The 20,412-nt window shown below is 68.8% G+C and carries 23 protein-coding genes; 9 read left to right on the top strand and 14 right to left on the bottom strand.

Annotation, left to right across the window (positions count from 1 at the left end; all coding sequences use genetic code 11):
• Positions 1-52: 52 nt before the first annotated feature.
• From ACFY3V_RS15975 to ACFY3V_RS15950, 6 genes are all read left to right on the top strand, one after another.
• A complete protein-coding gene (locus ACFY3V_RS15975) occupies positions 53-958 on the top strand; it encodes an ABC transporter ATP-binding protein (protein WP_350943304.1) in 906 nt (301 codons plus the stop codon).
• Positions 951-1,841 carry an ABC transporter permease gene (locus ACFY3V_RS15970; RefSeq protein WP_362896006.1) on the top strand — a complete coding sequence of 297 codons (891 nt, stop codon included), beginning with the start codon at positions 951-953 and terminating at the stop codon, positions 1,839-1,841. Before ACFY3V_RS15975 ends, ACFY3V_RS15970 begins: the two co-directional genes overlap by 8 nt.
• On the top strand, positions 1,838-2,752 hold the full coding sequence (locus tag ACFY3V_RS15965) for an ABC transporter ATP-binding protein (RefSeq protein WP_350943301.1): 915 nt from the start codon (positions 1,838-1,840) through the stop codon (positions 2,750-2,752). Before ACFY3V_RS15970 ends, ACFY3V_RS15965 begins: the two co-directional genes overlap by 4 nt.
• A gap of 2 nt (positions 2,753-2,754) precedes the next feature.
• Positions 2,755-3,471: an ABC transporter permease subunit gene (locus ACFY3V_RS15960; protein WP_362896003.1), complete on the top strand. Its 717-nt coding sequence runs from the start codon at positions 2,755-2,757 to the stop codon at positions 3,469-3,471.
• 62 nt (positions 3,472-3,533) lie between these two features.
• Positions 3,534-4,874, top strand: a complete 1,341-nt coding sequence (locus tag ACFY3V_RS15955; protein WP_389773840.1) for an AAA family ATPase — start codon at positions 3,534-3,536, stop codon at positions 4,872-4,874.
• A 2-nt stretch (positions 4,875-4,876) separates the two neighbouring features.
• Positions 4,877-5,344: a hypothetical protein gene (locus tag ACFY3V_RS15950; protein ID WP_389773837.1), complete on the top strand. Its 468-nt coding sequence runs from the start codon at positions 4,877-4,879 to the stop codon at positions 5,342-5,344.
• 69 nt (positions 5,345-5,413) lie between these two features.
• Here ACFY3V_RS15950 and glmM read toward each other — a convergent pair whose 3' ends face one another.
• From glmM to rplM, 3 genes are all read right to left on the bottom strand, one after another.
• Positions 5,414-6,769, bottom strand: coding sequence for a phosphoglucosamine mutase (gene glmM, locus ACFY3V_RS15945; RefSeq protein ID WP_362895997.1), 1,356 nt, complete (start codon positions 6,767-6,769; stop codon positions 5,414-5,416).
• Positions 6,770-6,772: 3 nt separating this feature from the next.
• The gene (rpsI, locus tag ACFY3V_RS15940; protein WP_350943295.1) at positions 6,773-7,294 is read right to left on the bottom strand and encodes a 30S ribosomal protein S9; all 522 of its coding nucleotides are present in this window, start codon (positions 7,292-7,294) and stop codon (positions 6,773-6,775) included.
• A gap of 70 nt (positions 7,295-7,364) precedes the next feature.
• Positions 7,365-7,808, bottom strand: a complete 444-nt coding sequence (gene rplM / locus ACFY3V_RS15935) for a 50S ribosomal protein L13 (protein ID WP_344746717.1) — start codon at positions 7,806-7,808, stop codon at positions 7,365-7,367.
• Between the two features lie 564 nt (positions 7,809-8,372).
• Here rplM and ACFY3V_RS15930 point away from each other — a divergent pair.
• From ACFY3V_RS15930 to ACFY3V_RS15920, 3 genes are all read left to right on the top strand, one after another.
• Positions 8,373-9,122: a CAP domain-containing protein gene (locus ACFY3V_RS15930; RefSeq protein WP_362895995.1), complete on the top strand. Its 750-nt coding sequence runs from the start codon at positions 8,373-8,375 to the stop codon at positions 9,120-9,122.
• A 35-nt stretch (positions 9,123-9,157) separates the two neighbouring features.
• Positions 9,158-10,096: a hypothetical protein gene (locus ACFY3V_RS15925; protein ID WP_362895993.1), complete on the top strand. Its 939-nt coding sequence runs from the start codon at positions 9,158-9,160 to the stop codon at positions 10,094-10,096.
• A gap of 94 nt (positions 10,097-10,190) precedes the next feature.
• On the top strand, positions 10,191-12,830 hold the full coding sequence (locus ACFY3V_RS15920) for a hypothetical protein (protein WP_389773830.1): 2,640 nt from the start codon (positions 10,191-10,193) through the stop codon (positions 12,828-12,830).
• On the opposite strand, the gene truA is transcribed toward ACFY3V_RS15920, so the two are convergent.
• The 11 genes from truA to map form a co-directional block, all read right to left on the bottom strand.
• Positions 12,820-13,740: a tRNA pseudouridine(38-40) synthase TruA gene (truA, locus tag ACFY3V_RS15915; RefSeq protein ID WP_389773827.1), complete on the bottom strand. Its 921-nt coding sequence runs from the start codon at positions 13,738-13,740 to the stop codon at positions 12,820-12,822. The two genes, ACFY3V_RS15920 and truA, sit on opposite strands and share 11 nt — an antisense overlap.
• A gap of 277 nt (positions 13,741-14,017) precedes the next feature.
• A complete protein-coding gene (gene rplQ / locus ACFY3V_RS15910) occupies positions 14,018-14,557 on the bottom strand; it encodes a 50S ribosomal protein L17 (protein ID WP_362762924.1) in 540 nt (179 codons plus the stop codon).
• A gap of 153 nt (positions 14,558-14,710) precedes the next feature.
• On the bottom strand, positions 14,711-15,727 hold the full coding sequence (locus ACFY3V_RS15905) for a DNA-directed RNA polymerase subunit alpha (protein WP_089210160.1): 1,017 nt from the start codon (positions 15,725-15,727) through the stop codon (positions 14,711-14,713).
• Between the two features lie 101 nt (positions 15,728-15,828).
• Positions 15,829-16,455 carry a 30S ribosomal protein S4 gene (gene rpsD, locus ACFY3V_RS15900; protein ID WP_350943285.1) on the bottom strand — a complete coding sequence of 209 codons (627 nt, stop codon included), beginning with the start codon at positions 16,453-16,455 and terminating at the stop codon, positions 15,829-15,831.
• Positions 16,456-16,475: 20 nt separating this feature from the next.
• Complete coding sequence (rpsK, locus tag ACFY3V_RS15895; RefSeq protein WP_012887860.1) at positions 16,476-16,880, bottom strand: 30S ribosomal protein S11; 405 nt, start codon at positions 16,878-16,880, stop codon at positions 16,476-16,478.
• A 45-nt stretch (positions 16,881-16,925) separates the two neighbouring features.
• Positions 16,926-17,306 carry a 30S ribosomal protein S13 gene (rpsM, locus tag ACFY3V_RS15890; protein ID WP_306859572.1) on the bottom strand — a complete coding sequence of 127 codons (381 nt, stop codon included), beginning with the start codon at positions 17,304-17,306 and terminating at the stop codon, positions 16,926-16,928.
• Between the two features lie 210 nt (positions 17,307-17,516).
• Positions 17,517-17,630, bottom strand: a complete 114-nt coding sequence (gene rpmJ, locus ACFY3V_RS15885; protein ID WP_003956441.1) for a 50S ribosomal protein L36 — start codon at positions 17,628-17,630, stop codon at positions 17,517-17,519.
• A gap of 25 nt (positions 17,631-17,655) precedes the next feature.
• Entirely contained in the window at positions 17,656-17,877 is a 222-nt protein-coding gene (gene infA, locus ACFY3V_RS15880; RefSeq protein WP_012887858.1) for a translation initiation factor IF-1, read from the bottom strand.
• 596 nt (positions 17,878-18,473) lie between these two features.
• Positions 18,474-18,953 carry a hypothetical protein gene (locus ACFY3V_RS15875; RefSeq protein ID WP_350943283.1) on the bottom strand — a complete coding sequence of 160 codons (480 nt, stop codon included), beginning with the start codon at positions 18,951-18,953 and terminating at the stop codon, positions 18,474-18,476.
• Positions 18,954-19,064: 111 nt separating this feature from the next.
• Complete coding sequence (locus ACFY3V_RS15870) at positions 19,065-19,511, bottom strand: DUF1707 domain-containing protein (protein WP_362895984.1); 447 nt, start codon at positions 19,509-19,511, stop codon at positions 19,065-19,067.
• A 32-nt stretch (positions 19,512-19,543) separates the two neighbouring features.
• Complete coding sequence (map, locus tag ACFY3V_RS15865) at positions 19,544-20,362, bottom strand: type I methionyl aminopeptidase (RefSeq protein WP_350943281.1); 819 nt, start codon at positions 20,360-20,362, stop codon at positions 19,544-19,546.
• Positions 20,363-20,412: the final 50 nt, after the last annotated feature.

The following is a 20,412-nucleotide window of genomic DNA, read 5'->3' as shown; positions in this document are numbered from 1 at the left end:
ACTCCTTCGCATGACGGAGGTGCGCACCTGCGGCGACGGATAGTGTCCGAGCATGACTATCCTCGCCACCGAGGGACTAACCAGACGTTTCCCCCGGGTGACGGCGCTCGACCAGCTCACCGTCACCGTCGGCTCCGGTGTGACCGGCCTGGTCGGCGCCAACGGCGCGGGCAAGTCCACGCTGATCAAGATCCTCCTCGGCCTCCTCGAACCCAGCGCGGGCGGTGCCCAGGTGCTGGGCATGGACGTGACGACCAAGGGCGCGGAGATCCGCCGGATCGTGGGCTACATGCCCGAGCACGACTGCCTGCCACCCGACCTGTCCGCCACCGAGTTCACCGTGCACATGGCCCAGATGTCCGGCCTGCCGCGCACCGCGGCCCGCGAGCGCGCCGCCGACGTCCTGCGCCACGTCGGGCTGTACGAGGAGCGCTACCGGGCGATGGGCGGCTACTCCACCGGCATGAAGCAGCGCGTCAAGCTCGCCCAGGCCCTGGTGCACGACCCGCGCCTCGTCCTGCTCGACGAGCCCACCAACGGCCTCGACCCCCGGGGCCGCGACGAGATGCTCGCGCTCATCCGCAGGATCGGCTCGGAGTTCGGCATCAGCGTGCTCGTCACCTCCCACCTGCTGGGCGAGCTGGAGCGGGTCTGCGACCACGTCATCGTGATCGACGGCGGCAAGCTGCTGCGCTCCTCCTCCATCGGGGACTTCACCCAGAGCACCCAGACGGTGACCGTCGAGGTCGAGGAGGGCCAGGACGCGCTGGCGGCCCGCCTCACCGAGCTGGGCGAGACCGTCACCCCGCACGGCAGGATGCTGCTCGTCCACGTCCGCGCGCCGGAGACCTTCGACGTGCTCCGCGACGCCGTCTGCGAGCTCGACCTCTCCCTCGTACGCGTAGAGCAGGGCCGCCAGCGCATCGAGGACGTCTTCAGGGAGCCCGCCAATGTCTGAGTCCGTCTCCGAACCCACGGGTGTCATCCACGACATCGGATACCGCCACTACGAGGGGGCACGGCTCGGTCGACGCCAGGCCGCCGTCGCACTCACCGTGCACAGCCTGCGCGGGATCTTCGGGCTCGGCCGCACCGCCCGCTCGAAGATCATCCCGTTCGTGCTCCTGGGCGTGATGCTCCTGCCCGCGGTCGTCTCCATCGCGGCCATGGCGCTGATCAAGCAGGAGGGGATGCGCTACAGCGAGTACGCCATCGTCATGCAGGCCGTGCTCGCGATCTTCCTCGCCTCGCAGTCGCCGTACACCGTCGCGCCCGACCTGCGCTTCCGGGTGCTGCCGCTCTACCTGTCGCGACCGGTGACGATCTGGGACTACGTCGGGGCGAAGCTCGCGGCGATGGCGAGCGCGATGTTCCTGCTGCTCGCGGTGCCGCTCACCGTGCTCTACATCGGCGAGGTGGTCATCGACCTGCCCGGCGACACGCACACCTTCGAATACCTCACCGCCATGGTCGGCGCGGTCGGCTACGCGCTGCTGCTCGCCTGCCTCGGCGTGGCCATCGCCTCGTTCACCCCCAGGCGCGGCCTGGGCGTGGCCTCCGTCATCGCCTTCTACCTGCTCGCCTCGGCCGTGTCGACCGTGCTGTTCGCGACGCTGGAGTCGATGGGCAGCGACGGCGCCGCCGCGTGGGCCTGGCTGATCAACCCCTTCTTCCTGGTGGACGCCGCCGTCCATGTCGGGATCTTCGGGGCCGAGCCCAGCGCGGGCGTCATCTACCCCGCGAGCGGCGGAACCCTGGTCGCGGGAGCGATCATGATCGCACTCATCGCCCTCTCCCTCACGGCCCTGATCGCGCGCTACCGTAAGGCGGCCTCCCGATGAAGATCGAACTGGCCCAGGTGTCCCGGTGGTACGGCAACGTGGTCGCCGTCAACGACATCACCATGACCGTCGGCCCCGGCGTCACCGGACTGCTCGGCCCGAACGGCGCGGGCAAGTCCACCCTGCTGCACATGATGGCCGGCTTCCTGCCCCCCTCGAACGGCACCGTCACCCTCGACGGCGACCGCATCTGGCGCAACCACCAGATCTACCGCTCCATCGGCCTGGTCCCCGAGCGCGAGGCCGTCTACGGCTTCCTCACCGGCTGGCAGTTCGTGCTGTCCAGCGCCAGGCTGCACCGCCTGCCCAACCCCGACGACGCGGCGCGCAAGGCCCTCGCCCTGGTCGAGATGGAGAGCGCCAAGGACCGCAGGATCGAGACGTACTCCAAGGGCATGCGCCAGCGCGTCAAGGTGGCCGCGGCCCTCGTCCACGACCCGCAGGTCCTGCTGCTCGACGAGCCGTTCAACGGCATGGACCCGCGCCAGCGCCTGCACCTGATGGACCTGGTCCGCTCCATGGGCACCGCGGGCAAGACCATCCTGTTCAGCTCGCACATCCTGGAGGAGGTGGAGCGGGTCGCCCAGCACATCGAGGTCCTCGTCGCCGGACGCCACGCCGCCTCAGGGGACTTCCGCGAGATCCGCCGCCGGATGACCGACCGCCCCCACCTGTTCAAGGTCCGCTCCAGCGACGACCGCCGCCTCGCGTCCGCGCTGATCGCCGACGCCTCCTCGGGCTCCGTCTCGCTGACCGAGACGGGCCTGGAGGTGCACGCCGTCGACTTCCGGCGCTTCACCTGGCTGCTGCCCAGGGTCGCCAGGGACGCGAACGTCCGGATCATGCAGGTCTCCCCCGCCGACGAAGACCTGGAGAGCGTCTTCTCCTACCTGATCAACAGGAGCAGCTGACCATGAACGGTGTCATCGCCGGAATCTCCTACCGGGCGCTCCTCGGCCGCCGCCGGATCTGGCTGCTGATCATGCTGCCCGTCGTGCTGATCGCCATGGCCGCGCTGATGAGGTTCATCGGCGCCGCCGACGAGCGGACCGCCGTCGCGCTCATGCAGACCTTCGCCATCGGCACCATGCTGCCGCTGCTCGGCCTGATCGCGGGGACCGGGGTGATCGCCCCCGAGATCGACGACGGCACGATCATCCACCTGCTGTCCAAGCCGATCTCCCGCTCGGTGATCGCCCAGACCAAGTTCGTGGTCGCCGCCTCGATGCTCGCGCTGTTCGCCGCCGTACCGACCTTCGTCGCCGCCTATCTCCTGGTCAACCTCGAATCCGGCATCGCGTACGGCTTCGCGCTCGGCTCCCTCATCGGCGGGATCGCGTACGCGGCGGTGTTCATGCTGCTGGGCGTGCTGACCCGGCACGCGGTCACGATCGGCATCGTCTACGCGCTCGTCTGGGAGGGCGTGGTCGGCAACTTCGTCCCCGGCGCCCGCAGGTTCTCCATCCAGCAGTGGGCCCAGACGATCGCCGACCAGCTGTCGTCCTCCGCGTTCTTCTCCACCGAGATCACCCTCGGCTTCGCCGTCCCCGCCCTGATCGTCGTCACCGTCGGCGCGGTCGTCTGGGCGGGCATCCGCCTGCGGAGCTTCTCCCTCACTGGCGACGAGTAGGCACTCACGTGCGTCCCACCTGGCCGGGGGCGCACGTGTACCGTTCGAATATGAAGCCGTACTTGAGCGAGCTGCGCCTCACGGAGTTCAAGACGTTTCGCGACGCGAAGCTCCCGCTGGGCGGCATGACAGCGCTCATCGGTCGCAACAGCAGCGGAAAGTCGAACGCGCTCGACGGGCTCGAAGTGCTCTCCCGGCTGGCGACCGGTGCGGACATCGTGGACGCGCTCGACAGCAGGCGCGGCGACGAGGGGCCCCTCCGCGGGGGCATCGAAGGATGTCCCCCGCACGGAGCGGACCGGTTCAGTCTGGGCTGTACGATCTTCCCTTTCAACCACGAGCCTGGCAGCTACATGATCGTGGGACTCGATATCACGATCCAGGTTCGTCCCGAACCAGAGATCATCAGCGAAACGCTCTGGGGCATATCGGGCCACAGACGATCCACGAAAAACCTTCAGGAGCGGCTTCGTCACAAGCTGCTCGCGACCGAAAGCGCCTCTCCGGGGTCGGGCAGCATCGAGGCCACCTGGTACCGCGGCCGCCCAGGCCGGAGCCCTCGGGCCCCCTTCCGCTCCTCCCGGCTCCTGACCAGCCAGCTCGCCCTTCGACTGGAGGGAAAGACCGAGGTGGAGCGCTCCGTCGTCGCGGCGGCCGAAGCCACCCTGGAAGCTCTGCGCGGCGTCTTCCATCTCGATCCCGTCCCCCACCTGATGAGGCAGTACGTCCCCGGACGCGACATAAGGCTACGCAGAACGGCGGAGAACCTCTCCGCCGTCATCGGTCACATGGCGACACACGACACCGAACGATTCCGGCAGCTTCTCACCCGCGTGCAGAACCTCGTCGAGCACGAGGTGACGGGGATCGAAGCCATCCGTTCGGATCTGAACGATGTGATGCTCGCCCTGCGGGAAGGAACCGCGATCACCCCCGCACGCGAGATGAGCGACGGCCTGCTGAGATTCACGGCCATCGCCACGACGCTGCTGCGGCAGGGACGCGATCTCGACCTGGGCGGGCGCGATACGAGTGATGACGGGAAATCGCCCATGCTGGTCATCGAGGAGCTCGAAAACGGTCTCCATCCGTCCCAGGCGACGCAGGTGCTCGACCTCGTGAAGCAGGCGACCACGGGCAACTCCGCCCGCGTGATCTTCACCACGCACAGCCCCGCCCTCCTTTCCGCACTGAGTTCCGAAGATCACAAGAACGTCGTGGTGTGTTCCCGAGATCGTGCCACAGGCCTGTCGAACCTCCGGACGCTTCCCGAAATCGACGGTTACCCTAGCCTGATGGCTCAGGGGGATCTCGGCACGGTCGTCACGTCGGGCCTGCTTGAGCAGGCACCTCCCGGAAAGCGTGACTTCAGCGAGTTCGACCGCCTGATGGGAATCGGCTGACGATGGTCCGCAGGGTCGAGTTCGTCGACACTTCGGTGCTCTGCAACATCCTCGACGTTCCCGGAAGGAACCAGAACCGGGAAAGCGTGCTGCGGGCACTGCGGGACGAGAAACGATCATGTGATCTCATCCTGCCCGTCACCACGGTGATCGAGACCGGTAACCACATCGCCCAGCTCTCGGACGGCCGGCTTCGCAGGCAGCACGCCGACAAGCTGTCCGATCTGCTCGGACTCGTCATCACCGGACAGGCGCCCTGGGTCCTGCACACCGTCGAATGGGGTGAGGGCTTCCTGCGGTCACTCCTGTCAGGAGCCGGAACGGGAACACCGTTCTCCGACCACGTGATGGCCAAGCTGGGGCTGGGCGACCTCTGCATCCTGACCGAACGCGAGCTCTATCGAGCCAGAGTCAGTGGTGTGGACGTCGGTATCTGGACCCTGGACGCACAGCTCCGCTCACATTCCTGAGCATCCTCCGACGCCGCTCGAACGAAAGCACGGCCCGCACCCACAGGTGCGGACCGTGTTTCGATCGCTTCAGACGCAGGCGGTACGGACGACCTCGGCGAGGCGACCGGCCAGCTGCTCCGCCTGTTCCGCCGAGGCGGCCTCGACCATGACGCGGATCATCGGCTCGGTGCCGCTGGGCCGGATCAGCACGCGCCCGGTCTCGCCCAGCTCCGCCTCCGCGGCGCCGACCGCGGCGGCCAGCTCGGGAGCCGATGCCTTGGACCGGTCGACGTCCTTCACGTTGACCAGGACCTGCGGCAGGCGGGTCATCACCGAGGCGAGCTCGGCGAGCGGCTTCTTCTCCCGCGCCATGACCGCGAGCAGGTGCAGCGAGGTGAGCAGGCCGTCCCCGGTGGTGGCGTGGTCGAGCATCAGGACGTGGCCGGACTGCTCGCCGCCGAGGTTGTAGCCCCCGGCCCGCATCGCCTCCAGGACATAGCGGTCGCCCACGGCGGTCTCGACGACGTCGACACCGGCGTTCTTGAGCGCGATCTTGAAGCCCAGGTTGGACATCACCGTGGCCACCACGGTGTCGCCGATCAGCTTGCCCTCGGCGTGCATCGCCATGGCGAGCACGGCCATGATCTGGTCGCCGTCGACGATCTCACCGGTGTGCGAGACGGCGAGGCAGCGGTCCGCGTCACCGTCGTAGGCGATGCCCACGTCCGCGTTCCGGGAGACCACGATCTGCTGAAGCCGATCCAGGTGGGTGGAGCCGACCCCCGCGTTGATGTTGAGACCGTCGGGGCGCGCCCCGATCGTCTCCACGGTGGCCCCGGCCCGCAGCAACGCCTCGGGAGCCACCATGTGGGCGGCGCCGTGGGCGCAGTCGAGGACCACGTTCAGGCCGTCGAGACGGCCCTCCATGGTGGACAGCACGTGGGACACGTAGCGGTCGGCCTCACCGTACGCCTCGCGTACGCGGCCGACCGAGGCACCGACAGGACGCTCCCACTTCTCGCCGAGCCGCTGCTCGATCTCGTTCTCCACCGTGTCGGGCAGCTTGTAGCCGCCCCGGGTGAGGAACTTGATCCCGTTGTCGGGCGCGGGATTGTGGGAGGCGGAGATCATCACGCCCATGTCGGCTCTGAGAGCCGTCGTCAGATAAGCGACCGCCGGGGTGGGCAGCACGCCGAGCCGGAGAACGTCCACACCAGACGACGCGAGGCCGGCGACCACCGCGGCCTCCAGGAATTCTCCTGAAGCCCGGGGGTCCCGGCCCACGACGGCGACGGGACGGCCTCGCCGCCCGACGCTGGCGTTGAACGCCCCGGCATCGCCGAGGACATGAGCCGCGGCCACGGACAGGTCCATGGCGAGCTCGGCCGTGAGGTCGCGTCCGGCGACCCCACGTACCCCGTCGGTGCCGAAGAGGCGCCCCAACGCTTAACGCTTGCTGTACTGCGGAGCCTTACGGGCCTTCTTGAGGCCGTACTTCTTGCGCTCGGTGGCGCGGGCGTCACGGGTCAGGAAGCCGGCCTTCTTCAGCGGCGGGCGGTTGACCTCGACGTCCAGGGCGGTGAGCGCGCGGGAGAGACCCATGCGCAGGGCACCGGCCTGGCCGGTGACGCCACCACCGTTGATGCGGGCGATGACGTCGAACTGGTCCTCGGCGCCGAGCACCACGAAGGGCTCGTTCACGATCTGCTGGTGGACCTTGTTCGGGAAGTAGTTCTCAAGCGTACGGCCGTTGATCGTCCACTTGCCGGTGCCCGGAACGATGCGCACGCGGGCCACGGACTCCTTGCGACGGCCGGTGCCGTACGAGTTGCCGGTGGTGATGGGCTTGCGGACGGCGGCGTCGCCGCTGGCAGTGGACTCGGAGGTGTACTCGGAGGGGAACTCCTCCGCGGAGTACGCTTCCTGAGCGCCCTCGACGGGCGTCTCGACACCGGTGGGCTCAGCCACGGTTCTCCTCTTAACTTTCCTACTCGGCGTCGGCCGTCGGCCAACGCTGCTGGCGACAAGCAGCTAGTGACTACTGGGCGATCTGGGTGAGCTCGAAAGACACCGGCTGCTGCGCCTGGTGCGGGTGCTCGGAACCGGCGTAGACCTTGAGCTTCTTGATCATCTTCCGGCCGAGGGCGTTCTTGGGAAGCATGCCCTTCACGGCCTTCTCGACGGCGCGGTCGGGACGCTTGTCCATGAGCTCGCCGTAGGTCATGGAGCGCAGACCGCCCGGGTAGCCCGAGTGGCGGTAGGCCTTCTTCTGCTCAAGCTTGTTACCGGTCAGCGCGACCTTGTCGGCGTTGATGACGATGACGAAGTCACCGGTGTCGACGTGGTTGGCGAAGGTCGGCTTGTGCTTACCGCGAAGCAGGATCGCGACGTGGCTGGCCAGCCGGCCAAGCACGATGTCGGTGGCGTCGATGATGTGCCACTGACGCTCGACTTCGGCAGGCTTGGGTGTGTACGTGCGCACGGTCGTATGCCTTCTTTGGTCGCGTCTTCGGCGCTGTCGGACAGGACAGCAACATGGTCGGTAGGTGCGGGCACACGACAGCCCGGACCTTCCGTCTCCAGATAAAGAGGAGATGACGCCGGACGCGCCGCGTATCGGTCTGCTAGAGGAGACCAATTCGCACACAACGAACTAGCAGGATACCGGCGCGGAGGAGCGCATGCAAAACGACATGACTCTCCGGCGGTTCCCCCGGCAGTCTACCCGCCACCGGCCGGTGCCGGGAAACCGTCACGCACCGGGCGCCGAGATGATGATTTATCCCGATATACAGCGCTATATGCCGAATATCCAAGGTCACCGCGAGCGGGGCGCCGAGACCCGGACGACCACGGAAAGGGGCCGGTCACCGCGCCGGAACCCCTCCGGGAGCGGGCCTGAAACCGGGCGGCGCGACGTTCCCCGAGAGGGGGCGCCGAACGACGAGCCAAGGACGATAGCGCCGGAACCTTCACAGAACGGTTCCAACATGTTCTCAGCATTCCCTTCTTCCTCACCGCAAACATCTCTATCTTTGATAGCGGTATGTGGCAGCTTCCTCACCCCGGGCATACCCAGCGAGCGCGCCTGCGCCGCATGGGGGTGTTCGTGTGCCTGCTCGCGGTTCTGCTCGTCGGCTTCATCATCGGCCGGGGCAGCCGCGACGAGAAGGCCGCCGACCAGATCTACCTGAACGACACCGGGCCCGTACGCCCCACACCCAGCGGCGCACTCGCCGGCCAGGTCGAGCGCGCCCCGCTCTCCCGGGTCGCCCGCTCCACCCCCGCCCCCGAGGACCGGCGCCCGCGCCCCACCCCGACCCCCGGCACGTCACTCGGCGACTCCGGCGGCTCCGGCGAGGACGGCCCCTCCCGCCTCCTCCTCAACGGCGACGACGGCGGCGCCACCTCCGCCCTCGGCGCGATGGAGCGCGAGGTCGTCCGGCTCGTCAACATCGAGCGCAGGCGGGCCGGATGCGTACCGCTGCGGATCGACAGGAGGCTCACCGTCTCGGCCAGGAGGCACTCGGCCGGAATGGCGGCCACGGGCCGCCTCTCCCACAACTCCGCCGACGGCGCCTCCCCCTGGGAGCGGATGGAGGCGACCGGCTACCGCGACGGCGGCGCGGAGAACATCGGGCGCGGCTACACCTCCCCCGACGACGCGGTGCGCAGCTGGATGGGGACGAGCGGCCACCGGCGCAACATCCTCAACTGCGAGCTCAGGGCCACCGGCGTCGGAGCCGTGCGAGGGTCCGACGGCCCCTGGTGGACCCAGGACTTCGGATACTCCTGAGCCAAGCGGCCCCGATACCGGGCTACGCTCGGCGCATGGGTTTTCCCGTGGAGCCGCCGCGCCGCCAGCCTTACAACCGGCCTGACGCGTCGCCGCCCGCACAGGGCCAGCACTGGTTCGACGCCTCGCAGAACAACCGCCCCCCCGACTCCCCCTCCCAGGCCCCACAGGCCTCCCGGCCGCAGGGACGGCCCATCGAGGCGCCCAATGAGCGGCCTCGCAAGGAGATGTGGAGCCCGTACGACGAGGGGCCCCGCTCACGCCGCCCGATCTACATCGCGGCCGGGGCGTTCGCGGCGCTGGTCGCCGCGGGCGTCGGCCTCGCCGTGCTGGCCAACTCCGACCCCGACCCGGTGCCCGGCGCGACGGAGCCCACCGCCGCGGCCCCCCTCATCCCGCCCGCGAACACCGCGAAGGGCAAGTTCGGCTTCGCCTCCTCCCGCGCCACCGACCCGCACCCTCTCACCCTGAACGAGGTGTTCAAGAACAAGAAGATACGGATCGGCGGGCAGACCTACCTGATGACCACCCGCAGGACCGACAAGAAGTGCGACAAGGCCGTGGTCGGGGAGAAGCTCCAGAAGGCCCTCACCTCGGCGCGGTGCAACCAGCTCCTGCGCGCCAGCTTCCGCGACGCCTCAGGGAAGATCATCGGCACCGTGGGAGTCGCCAACCTCAAGACGTCGGCGGGAGCGTCCAAGGTCGTCTCGGCGAGCACCGGCAAGGAGCGCGAGGAATACATCAAACCGCTGCCAGGTAAGGATAAGGTCACCAAACTTCTCGGCACCGGCGAGGCATTCGTCGGCGAATGGCGCCACGGGCACTACGTGGTGATGGTCTGGTTCCAGTACAAAGACGGCCACATGCCAAAGAAAACCGAGGTCAAGAAGCTGAACCAGGCGGCCTTCGGCGCGGCGGACGCGACCGTCACCCCCGCCCTGGAGTCACGGACACTGACCGGAAAACGCCCCTGACCATGGGGTCATATCCCCACTTCGAGGCATGAATCCGACAGACGATACGGCCATACTCGCATGACGATCTCCGGCTGTCGCTAGGCTGCGTCGTATGCGTGGGCAGGAATCCGGGTCCGAGCACCAACGTGAAGCCGAGGGTTCGGCGACACCGGCGACGCCGCCGCCGAGTTTCGGCCAGCCCTCGCCCCACGTGCTGCGGACCGATCTCACAGACGACGAGCAACCCCCCGGCCCTTCCGGGTGGCCGGAGACGGCCCCGGGCGCGGCTCAGCCGTGGACGGTCCCCGGCGACGGCGCCCCCTACGACTGGTACGCCCAGCCGGAGGACGATCCGCCCGCCCCCTGGCCCGGCCCCGCGCACCCCGCGCCCCAGCCGGGACCGCTCTCATACCCGGAACCCTCCGGCCCCACGCGGCCCGGGTTCTCCTCCGACTCCGCGGGTCCCACCAGGCCCGAGTTCTCCTCCGACTCCGCGGGTCCCACCAGGCCCGAGTTCCCGCCCGGCCCCTCGCGGGACCCCCGACCGGATCTCCCCGGCCCACCCGGCTTCCCCTCCGGCCCGCCGCCCGGGTTCCTCCGGGGTCCCTCGCAGGACCCCCGGCCGGATCTCCCCGGCCCACCCGGCTTCCCCTCCGGCCCGCCGCCCGGGTTCCTCCGGGGTCCCTCGCAGGACCCCCGGCCGGAGTTCCCCCGCGACCCCTCGGGCCCGCCGCCCGGGTTGCACCCACAGACATCGGAATCCCTTCCCCGCGATCCCTCCGGACCGCCGGGATCTCCCTCCGGCCCCTCGCAGGCCCCCCGGCCCGAGTTCTCCCAGGACTCGGGTCCGCGCCCCGAGTTCTCCCGCGATCCCTCGGGTCCGCGGCCCGAGTTCCCCGCGGGTTCCTCGGGTCCCCGGCCGGAGTCCTCCCCCGGCTCCTCGGGCCCCACCTGGTCCGAGTTCTCCCGGCCGGAACCGGCCCCTCCGGCGTGGATCAACTCCCCCACCCCGCCGGAACCCTCACCTCCCGCCTGGCCCACCCCGGAGAACCCGAACGTCTCACCGCGGCCCGGTGGGACGCACGAGGGCGAGCGCCACGAGCACGGGGTTTCCTCGCCACGGGCCGACCAGCCGCTGTCCACCGCGCCCATCGTGCCGGGGGCACCCCCCTGGCAGCCGCCGCCCGCCTTCACGGCGGCGGCCGCGGGCATGCAGGTCTGGCCCTCCTCAGGTCAAGAGGCCCCCTGGCCCGCCGCCACCGGCGAGCCGGTGTGGACCGACCCCGAGGAGAGCACCGCTCGCCCGGGAGAGCCCGGCGACATCGCCGTCTGGCCGCCGGACGCCACTCCCCCGCAGGAGCCGGGCGAGAGCGACGACACCACAGCCGACGTCCGCGCCGCCGTGGCCGGCGCACCCGGACACCCCGAGGAGGGAGACCTCCTCGCCTCCGGCCCTCTCCCCCCGACTCGGCAGAACCCTCAGCAGAGTCCGCCCCGCCAGGAGCCTGCCCAGCAGGCCCTCGCGCAGCCCTCTCCCGGACAGGCCACCCATCAGGTCTCCGTGCCCTCACCGGCCACCGGTCCACGAGACGAGAGCCCTCCCGCCCCGTCCGGTCTCACTCCGTCCGGTCCCGCCCCATCAGGTTCCGCCCCGTCCGGCCCCGCCCCGGGGGCCCCGCCCCCCATGGCCGCGCCCACCACCGCGTCCATGACCCAGCCCTTCACACGCCAGGAACCGGAGCCGATCTCACAGGTGCCCGTGCCTCCCTTCGGACAGGACACCCGCGACCGGACACCGTCCGAGGCCGCGCAGCCCTTCCCCCTGTCGGACCACACCCCACCGGGCGGCATCCCCGTCGTGACCGGCATCGCCCCCTCGTTCCCCGTTCTCCCGCCCCCGCCGGTGACCTCCACACCGGCGGACGAGACCGCGGCGCTCCCCGAGAGCGGACCGGCGACGATGCGTGGGGCGTTCACCCCTCTCTCGGAGTTCACCCCCGAACCACCGCCCTCTCCCCCCGAGCCGACCCGCAGCAGGGCGAGTACGACCCTGCTCGCCGCCGTCGTCGCGGTCGTGGTGGTCGGCATCGGCACCGGGGCCTTCTTCGCCTACCAGTCGTTCAGCGCCAAGCAGTCGGCGAACGCGACGGATCCGATTCCCAGGTCGGGGACCCTCGACCCCACCGACGACCTGGACATCACCGGCGAGCCGGAGCCGATCAACACCACGATGCTCAACTCCGAGAAGACCGACCCCGGCACGATGACCGTGGCCGACGCCTTCGGCCAGAAGGTGTCCGTGGCCGGGACGACGTTCAAACGGGTCAAGACCGACGTCACCGAGCAGTGTCAGAAGGCCGCGTCCGGCAGGTTCGGCGGCACCCTGCGCAGCCAGGACTGCCGCCGCGTGCTACGGGCGACGTACGTGGACAGCAAGCGGAAGTACGCCGTGACCACGGGGATCGCCGTGCTACCCACCCGCGAGTCCGCGGTGGCGGCCGACAAGGCCAAGGATCTGGACAGCAACCTCTGGTTCCGCGGCCTTCCCTCCGCCGCCGGTACGGGAGGCGAGCGGGTGCACATCGCGGGCGGCTACGCGGCCGGGATGGTGTGGGGCCGCTACATCGTGTTCAGCTACGCCACCTTCAGCGACGGCCACACGCCGACCGCCAAGGAGAAGTCCCTGGGCAAGGTGAGCGGCGCCTTCCGCGACCAGACCGCGAAGGTCGTGGAGCGCCGCGTCACGAACTGATCGTCCGCACCCGGCGGGTCTCCGCGGCCCGCCGGGCGAGCTCGCCCGGCGCGGGGTAGCGCACCTCCTCCAGGCAGAGCCCGTGCGCGGGCGCGACGTGCACCCCCGAGTCCCGTACGGCCCGCGACAGCACCTCTCCGGGCCAGTCGACCGGGAGCCGGCCCTCACCGACGGGCAGCAGCGATCCGACGAGCGCCCGGACCATGGAGTGGCAGAACGCGTCGGCCATCACCGTCGCCACGACGAGGTCGTCCTCACGAACCCAGTCGAGCCGCTTGAGCTCCCGGATCGTGGTCGCGCCCTCGCGTCTCCGGCAGAACGCGGCGAAGTCGTGCTCACCGAGGAGAGCGGCGGCGGCCGCGTTCAACCTGTCCACGTCGAGGGGCCTGTTGTACCAGACGACCTCGCGGCGGCGGAGCGGGTCGACACCTCCGGGGGCGTCGGACACCCGGTAGGCGTAGCGCCTCGACAGCGCCGAGAACCGCGCGTCGAAGCCCTCAGGAGCCACCGTGACGTGATGGACACGGACATCGGGGGGCAGGACTCCAGCGAGTCTCCTGCGCATGGCAGAGAGCCTCTCGCCGAGCTCCCCCTCGGATCCCGGCTCGGGGTCCTCGCCCGCGGCCCCCCTTCGGCGCCCACGGCCGTCCAGCGCGCCGAACGCGCCGGGATCCAGGTCGACATGGGCCACCTGACCTCGGGCGTGCACGCCGGCGTCGGTCCGCCCGGCCACGGTCAGCGCCGGAGGCTCGGGAAGCCGCAGGATCCTGCCGAGCGCCCCCTCGATCTCCCCCTGGACCGTACGCCGCCCGGGCTGCTTGGCCCAGCCGGAGAAGTCGGTGCCCTCGTAGGCGAGATCCAGCCTCAGCCGTACCACGATGGTTCCCCATGAGACTTGGCGAGCCGCCATCCGGCGGACTCGGGAAGTGTTGACGTGCTCTTCGGCTCGCCGCGGGCCGGCGGTTGTCCGGCATCGGACGATCAGGTCGCGGGACCCGTAGCCGAAACGGGCGGCGGAGCCGTGAACACCGAGCGTTCCGCCCCCGCCCTCGCCACCGCCGCGACGGAAAAGGCCCGGCGCTCACCGGCGCCGCGATCCTTCGCGGTGGCGACGCTCGCGCCAGACGGAAAAGGGCCCGGCGCTCCCTGTGGAGGGAGTGCCGGGCCCTTTCACGGGGCCTGAGAGATCAGGCGTTGTCCTTCTTGGCCTCGGTCTCCTCGGCGGGAGCCTCGGTCGTCTCCTCGGAGGCCTTCGTCTCCTCGGTGGTCTCGGCCTTGGTCTCCTCGACCTCGGCCTCCTTGGCCTCTTCCGCCTTGGGCTCGGCGGCCTTGGCGGCGGCCGGGGTCCGGCTGGTCGTGACCTTGTTCAGCGGCTCGGACACCAGCTCGATCACGGCCATGGGGGCGGCGTCGCCCTTGCGGAGGCCGATCTTGGTGATCCGGGTGTAGCCACCGGGACGCTCGGCGAAGGTCGGGGCGATCTCGGTGAAGAGGTGGTGGACGACACCCTTGTCCCTGACGATCGTCAGCACCTGGCGACGGTTGTGCATGTCGCCCTTCTTCGCCTTGGTGATCAGCTTCTCCGCCACCGGACGCAGACGCTTCGCCTTGGCCTCGGTGGTCTTGATCCGGCCGTGCTGGAACAGCTGGGTGGCGAGGTTCGCCAGGATGAGCCGCTCGTGGGCCGGGCTGCCGCCGAGACGGGCACCCTTGGTGGGCCTAGGCATAACGTTCTCCTTGGGAGTAAACCCGCCCCGGCCGTACGAGGTACCGGGGTCGGGCCGGGGAGTCGCTCGATCCCCGTTATCGTGAAACTCGGTGACACCGGACGTGACGCGGAGTCACCCGGTGTCGCGGAACGCCGTGGGGCGTCCCGAGACTCAGTACTGCTCGGTCTCGACGTAGGCGCTGTCGTCGTCGTCGTAGCCGCCGCCGGCCACCGCGCTCGGGTCGAACCCGGGCGGGGAGTCCTTGAGCGCCAGCGTCATCTCGTGCAGCTTCTGCTTGACCTCTTCGATGGACTTGGCGCCGAAATTCCTTATATCGAGAAGGTCCTGCTCGCTGCGGGCCACGAGCTCACCCACGGTGTGGATGCCCTCGCGCTTGAGGCAGTTGTAGGAGCGGACCGTGAGGTTCAGCTCCTCGATCGGCAGCGCGAGGTCGGCGGCGAGGGCCGCGTCCGTCGGCGACGGGCCGATGTCGATGCCCTCGGCCTCGACGTTCAGCTCGCGGGCGAGACCGAACAGCTCGACGAGGGTCTTACCGGCGGAGGCCACCGCGTCGCGGGGCTTCATGCACGGCTTGGTCTCGACGTCCAGGATCAGACGGTCGAAGTCGGTGCGCTGCTCGACTCGGGTCGCCTCGACCTTGTAGGTGACCTTGAGCACCGGGGAGTAGATGGAGTCGATCGGGATGCGACCGATCTCCTGGCCCGGCTGCTTGTTCTGCGCGGCGGAGACGTAGCCGCGACCGCGCTCGACGGTCAGCTCCATCTCCAGCTTCGCCTTGCCGTTCAGGGTGGCGATGCGCAGTTCGGGGTTGTGCACCTCGACACCGGCCGGCGGCGCGATGTCGGCGGCGGTGACGTCACCGGGGCCCTGCTTGCGCAGGTACATCACCACGGGCTCGTCGTGCTCGGAGGAGACGACCAGGTCCTTGAGGTTCAGGATGATGTCGGTGACATCCTCCTTGACGCCCGGCACGGTGGTGAACTCGTGCAGCACGCCCTCGATGCGGATGCTCGTCACGGCCGCGCCCGGGATGGACGACAGCAGCGTGCGACGCAGCGAGTTGCCGATGGTGTAGCCGAAACCCGGCTCCAGCGGCTCGATGATGAACTTGGACCGGGTCTCCTCAAGGGATTCCTCAAGGAGGGAGGGACGCTGAGCGATCAGCATGTGCAAATCTCCCTTGCATGGCGGCGCCCGCTATTTGACGCCGCTCGAACAACAGCGTAGGTGCCGTACGGCGAATCGCCGTACGGCACCGACAGGAGCCGCTACTTGGAGTAGAGCTCGACGATCAACTGCTCCTGGACCTGGGTGTCGATCTGCTGACGGACCGGGAGCTGGTGAACCAGGACGCGCAGCGCGTCCGGGATGACGCCGAGCCACGCCGGGTACGTCTTGTCACCGGCGGTGGCGCGGGCCACCTCGTAGGGCAGGAGGTTGCGCGACTTCTCGCGGACCTCGACGATGTCGTGCTCGCGCACCCGGTACGACGGGATGTCGACCTTCTTGCCGTTCACCAGGATATGTCCGTGACGGACCTGCTGGCGGGCGGCGTCGCGCGACTCCGCGAAACCGGCGCGGTAGACCACGTTGTCGAGACGGCTCTCCAGGATCTGGAGGAGGTTCTCGCCGGTCTTGCCGGTCTTGCGGTTGGCTTCCTCGTAGTAGTTGTGGAACTGCTTCTCGAGGACGCCGTAAATGCGGCGGGTCTTCTGCTTCTCACGAAGCTGGAGCTGGTACTCAGACTCCTTGGGACGGCCGCGGCCGTGCTCACCCGGCGGGTAAGGGCGGATCTCGATGGGGCACTTCGCGGACTCGCACTTCTTGCCCTTGAGGAAGAGCTTGGTCTTCTCCCTGCGGCAGAGCTTGCAGTCCGCACCCGTGTAACGAGCCATTTTCTATCTTCTCCTGGGCGTCAGACGCGGCGGCGCTTGGGCGGGCGGCAGCCGTTGTGCGGCACGGGGGTGACGTCCTGGATGGACCCGACCTCGAGTCCGGTCGCCTGAAGCGAGCGGATCGCGGTCTCACGGCCGGAGCCGGGGCCCTTGACGAAGACGTCGACCTTGCGCATGCCGTGCTCCATGGCGCGGCGGGCGGCGTTCTCCGCGGCCATCTGCGCCGCGAACGGGGTGGACTTGCGGGAGCCCTTGAACCCGACGTGGCCGGCGCTGGCCCAGGAGATCACGTTCCCACTCGGGTCGGTGATCGAAACGATCGTGTTGTTGAACGTGCTCTTGATGTGGGCGTGCCCGTGAGCGACGTTCTTCTTTTCCTTGCGGCGCACCTTCTTGGGTGCACCCTGGCGGCTCTTAGGAGGCATTCTTTGCCTTCACTCCTGAGGTCTTCGGTCCTGCGGCTACGCGGACTACTTCTTACCGGGCTTCTTCTTGCCGGCCACGGTCTTCTTCTTGCCCTTACGGGTGCGCGCGTTGGTCTGCGTACGCTGACCGTGCACGGGAAGGCCACGGCGGTGCCGAATGCCCTGGTAGCACTGAATCTCGATCTTGCGACGGATGTCGGCCTGAACTTCGCGACGGAGGTCACCCTCGATCTTGAAGTTGGCCTCGATGTAGTCGCGCAGCGGCACCAGCTCTTCGTCGGTCAGCTGGTGAACCCGCAGGTCGCCGTTGACGCCGGTGGCCTTGAGGGTTTCGAGCGCACGAGTGCGGCCGATTCCGAAAATGTAGGTGAGAGCGATCTCCAGCCGCTTGTCGCGGGGGAGGTCTACACCAACCAGGCGAGCCATGGTCGGGCATTCTCCTTCGTTATGGCGGAGGTCCTGCGCCTCACTTCCCCTCCCCATGCCCGGGGTGAGGGCCCCGGCCTCCGACCGGGGGTCTCCTGCGGGGTACGGCGTGAGCCGCCTGCGCAGGTGTGAGACGCGATTACGTGAAAGCCCCACATGAATCGAGTCCGCCTCTTGGAGCGGACTCTCACGGGGCCTTGTCTGGAGCGACTAGCCCTGACGCTGCTTGTGGCGCAGGTTGTCGCAGATCACCATGACGCGACCGTGCCGGCGAATCACCTTGCACTTGTCACAGATCTTCTTGACGCTCGGCTTGACCTTCATAGTCCTATTCGTCCCTCAGACGCGCTTACTTGTATCGGTAGACGATCCGCCCACGACTGAGGTCGTAGGGGCTCAGTTCGACGACAACCCTGTCGTCAGGAAGGATTCGGATGTAGTGCATCCGCATCCGCCCGCTGATGTGGGCCAGGACCTTATGGCCGTTATCGAGCTGCACCCGGAACATCGCGTTCGGGAGCGACTCAACCACAGTGCCCTCGATCTCGATGGCGCCGTCTTTCTTGGCCATGTCCCTCGCGTTTCACTGATCGGTCGTCTGAGGCTTCGGAACACTAAGCAGCCGCGACCCAGCGCTTCGATGAGAGCGGCGGTTGCGACACCGCCGATGCGCAATGGTCATAGTGAACCGAAAAAGGAGTGTACGGCACCGGGCGAGGAAATGCGAAACACACGGCCGGTGCCTTGACACAACTGCTACGAAGGATACCGCAGATCCTGAGCGGGCTGGACGACACGACTCGGCACGCGAACACTCGCGCCCTCATTGTGGCACGTCGGACCAGGTCAGGCCAGCATCCCGGCGACCGGACCGAGCCGAGCGGCCCGGCATCCCGGCGGCCGAGCCGAGTTGGCCCGGCCGGTATCCCGGCGGCCGGACCGTGCGGGCGACACGGGAAGGCCCCCGGCGACGCCGCGCCGGGGGCCCGTTCGGCCGACCCTGTCGATCAACGTTCCTCGACCGGTTCTCCTTGATCAAGACTTCTCGGTCGACGCTCCTCGATCACGTCCCGCTGAAAGGCCCCCCGCCCTCACCGGGCGCCCCCGAGGACCGCCCCCGCGGAAGGCCCCCGAGGGCCACCTCCGCGGAAGGCGTCGGAAGACGCCTCAGAAGGCGTCACCCCAGCGGCCGCAGTCGTCGAACTTGTCGCGGCCCTCGCAGACCCTGATCTTGAAGTCGTCGAAGCCGCTGCTCTTCTTGAACCCGCCGAACTTGGTGAAGCCGGAGCGGCCGAAGGTGCTGAACACCTTGGTGTGCGAGCCGAACCTGTCGTGCCACTTGAACCACACGTAGCTGCGCTCACGATCACGGTCACGGTCGAACAGGTCGCCGTAGAACCAGTAGCGGCCGCCGCTGCTGGTCCAGTAGCCCTTGAAGTACGAGCGCCTGCCGAAGCTCTCGCCACCGCCGAAGCCCGAGTAGTACGGACCGAAGAAGTGCTTGCTCGACGCCTGGGTCTCCTGGGCCGCGACGGCGGACCCCGCGGAGGCCTGCGTGGCGGCCGTCGCGGACGGGGCGGCGACCACACCCGCGGCCAGCGAACCTGCCAGCGCCGCTCCGACCAGGGCTGTACGGATCTTGCTCATTGGATCTTCCTCCTGCGAACCGGGGTCCTGTCGTTCGGACACCGCTCACGTTAGGAAGATTCAACGCCATCATCTGTGGAGGAATGCACACTCAACGCCCAGAGTGCACTATTACCGCTTCCTGTCCCGCCCCTGGCCGCCGGCGATCGTGGCCACCAGCAACACCACGCCCCACGGGCCCATCACCCACAGGGGCCACGGGTAGGGGAAGTCTCCGGTCATCCCGATGATGAGCCAGATCACCCAGTTGACGCCGCTCGCCGTCGCCCAGACGGCCCAGGCCTCCGCCATGCCCTTGCCCTGCTTGTTCTTCCCCTCGGCCGCCTTGGAGCGCTCAGGGGCGCGTGAGGGGACCTCGGGGAGCCGACGCAGGTCGACGTCCGGAAGGTCGGAGGTGAGGACGGCGAGCTCGCCGTACGTCTTGCTCGTGTAGAGCTGCTCAAGGCGCTCGTCGAACTCCTCCGTGGTCAGCCGGCCCTGCGCGTAGTGCTCCCTCAGGACCGAGGCGACCTTGTCACGGTCTCCGTCGGAGGCTCGCATCTCCGGACCAGCCGCCATCTCAACCCCATCCGCTCGCCGACGGGCCGAAACTAGCCCGCGTTTCCCAACAGGTCGGCAAGCCGCTCTTTCCCCCCGTCAAGGGCGGTCAATACCCAAGGACCATTATGTGTCACGGCGACGCTGTGTTCGAAGTGCGCGGAGACCTTCCCGTCGATCGTGACCACGGTCCAGTCGTCGGCGAGCACCTTGGTCCTGTCCGTCCCGAGGTTCACCATCGGCTCGACGGCGAAGCACATGCCGGGCTCGAACTTCGGGCCCCGGCCCGGCTTGCCGTGGTTGGCCACCCACGGGTCCATGTGCATCTCGGTGCCGATGCCGTGACCGCCGTACTCCTGCGGGATGCCGTAGCGCCCCTGGGAGCGGATGTACTTCTCCACCTCGTGCCCGATGTCGGACAGGTGACGGCCCACGGTGAGCGCGGCGATCCCGCGCCACATGGCCTCCTCGGTGACCCTCATCAGCTCGGTCAGCTTGGGATCGACCTCGCCGACCGGGACCGTGACGGCCGAGTCACCGTGCCAGCCGTCCAGGATGGCTCCGCAGTCGATCGAGATGATGTCGCCCTCCCGCAGCGGACGGCGGTCACTCGGGATGCCGTGGACGACCTCGTGGTTGACCGAGGCGCAGATCGTCGCGGGAAATCCCTGGTAGCCCTTGAAGGAGGGGATCGCCCCCTCGTCCCTGATCGCCTTCTCCGCGATCGCGTCGAGGTCCAGGGGTGTCATACCCGGTCGGACGCTCTCCCTGAGCAGCTGCAGGGTACGGCCGACCACGAGGCCTGCCGCCCGCATCTTGTCCACCTGCTCGGGCGTCTTCAGCTGGATTCCGTGCTTGTTCTTCTTGAACACCTGCGCACCCCCTGGGGTGGTTCAACGGGCGGTCCGGGACCCCAATTCCC

The sequence above is a fragment of the Streptosporangium sp. NPDC000095 genome, assembly GCF_042899335.1.
In the GTDB taxonomy this organism is placed as follows: Bacteria; Actinomycetota; Actinomycetes; order Streptosporangiales; family Streptosporangiaceae; genus Streptosporangium.
This window is presented reverse-complemented; position numbering and strand designations above follow the sequence as displayed.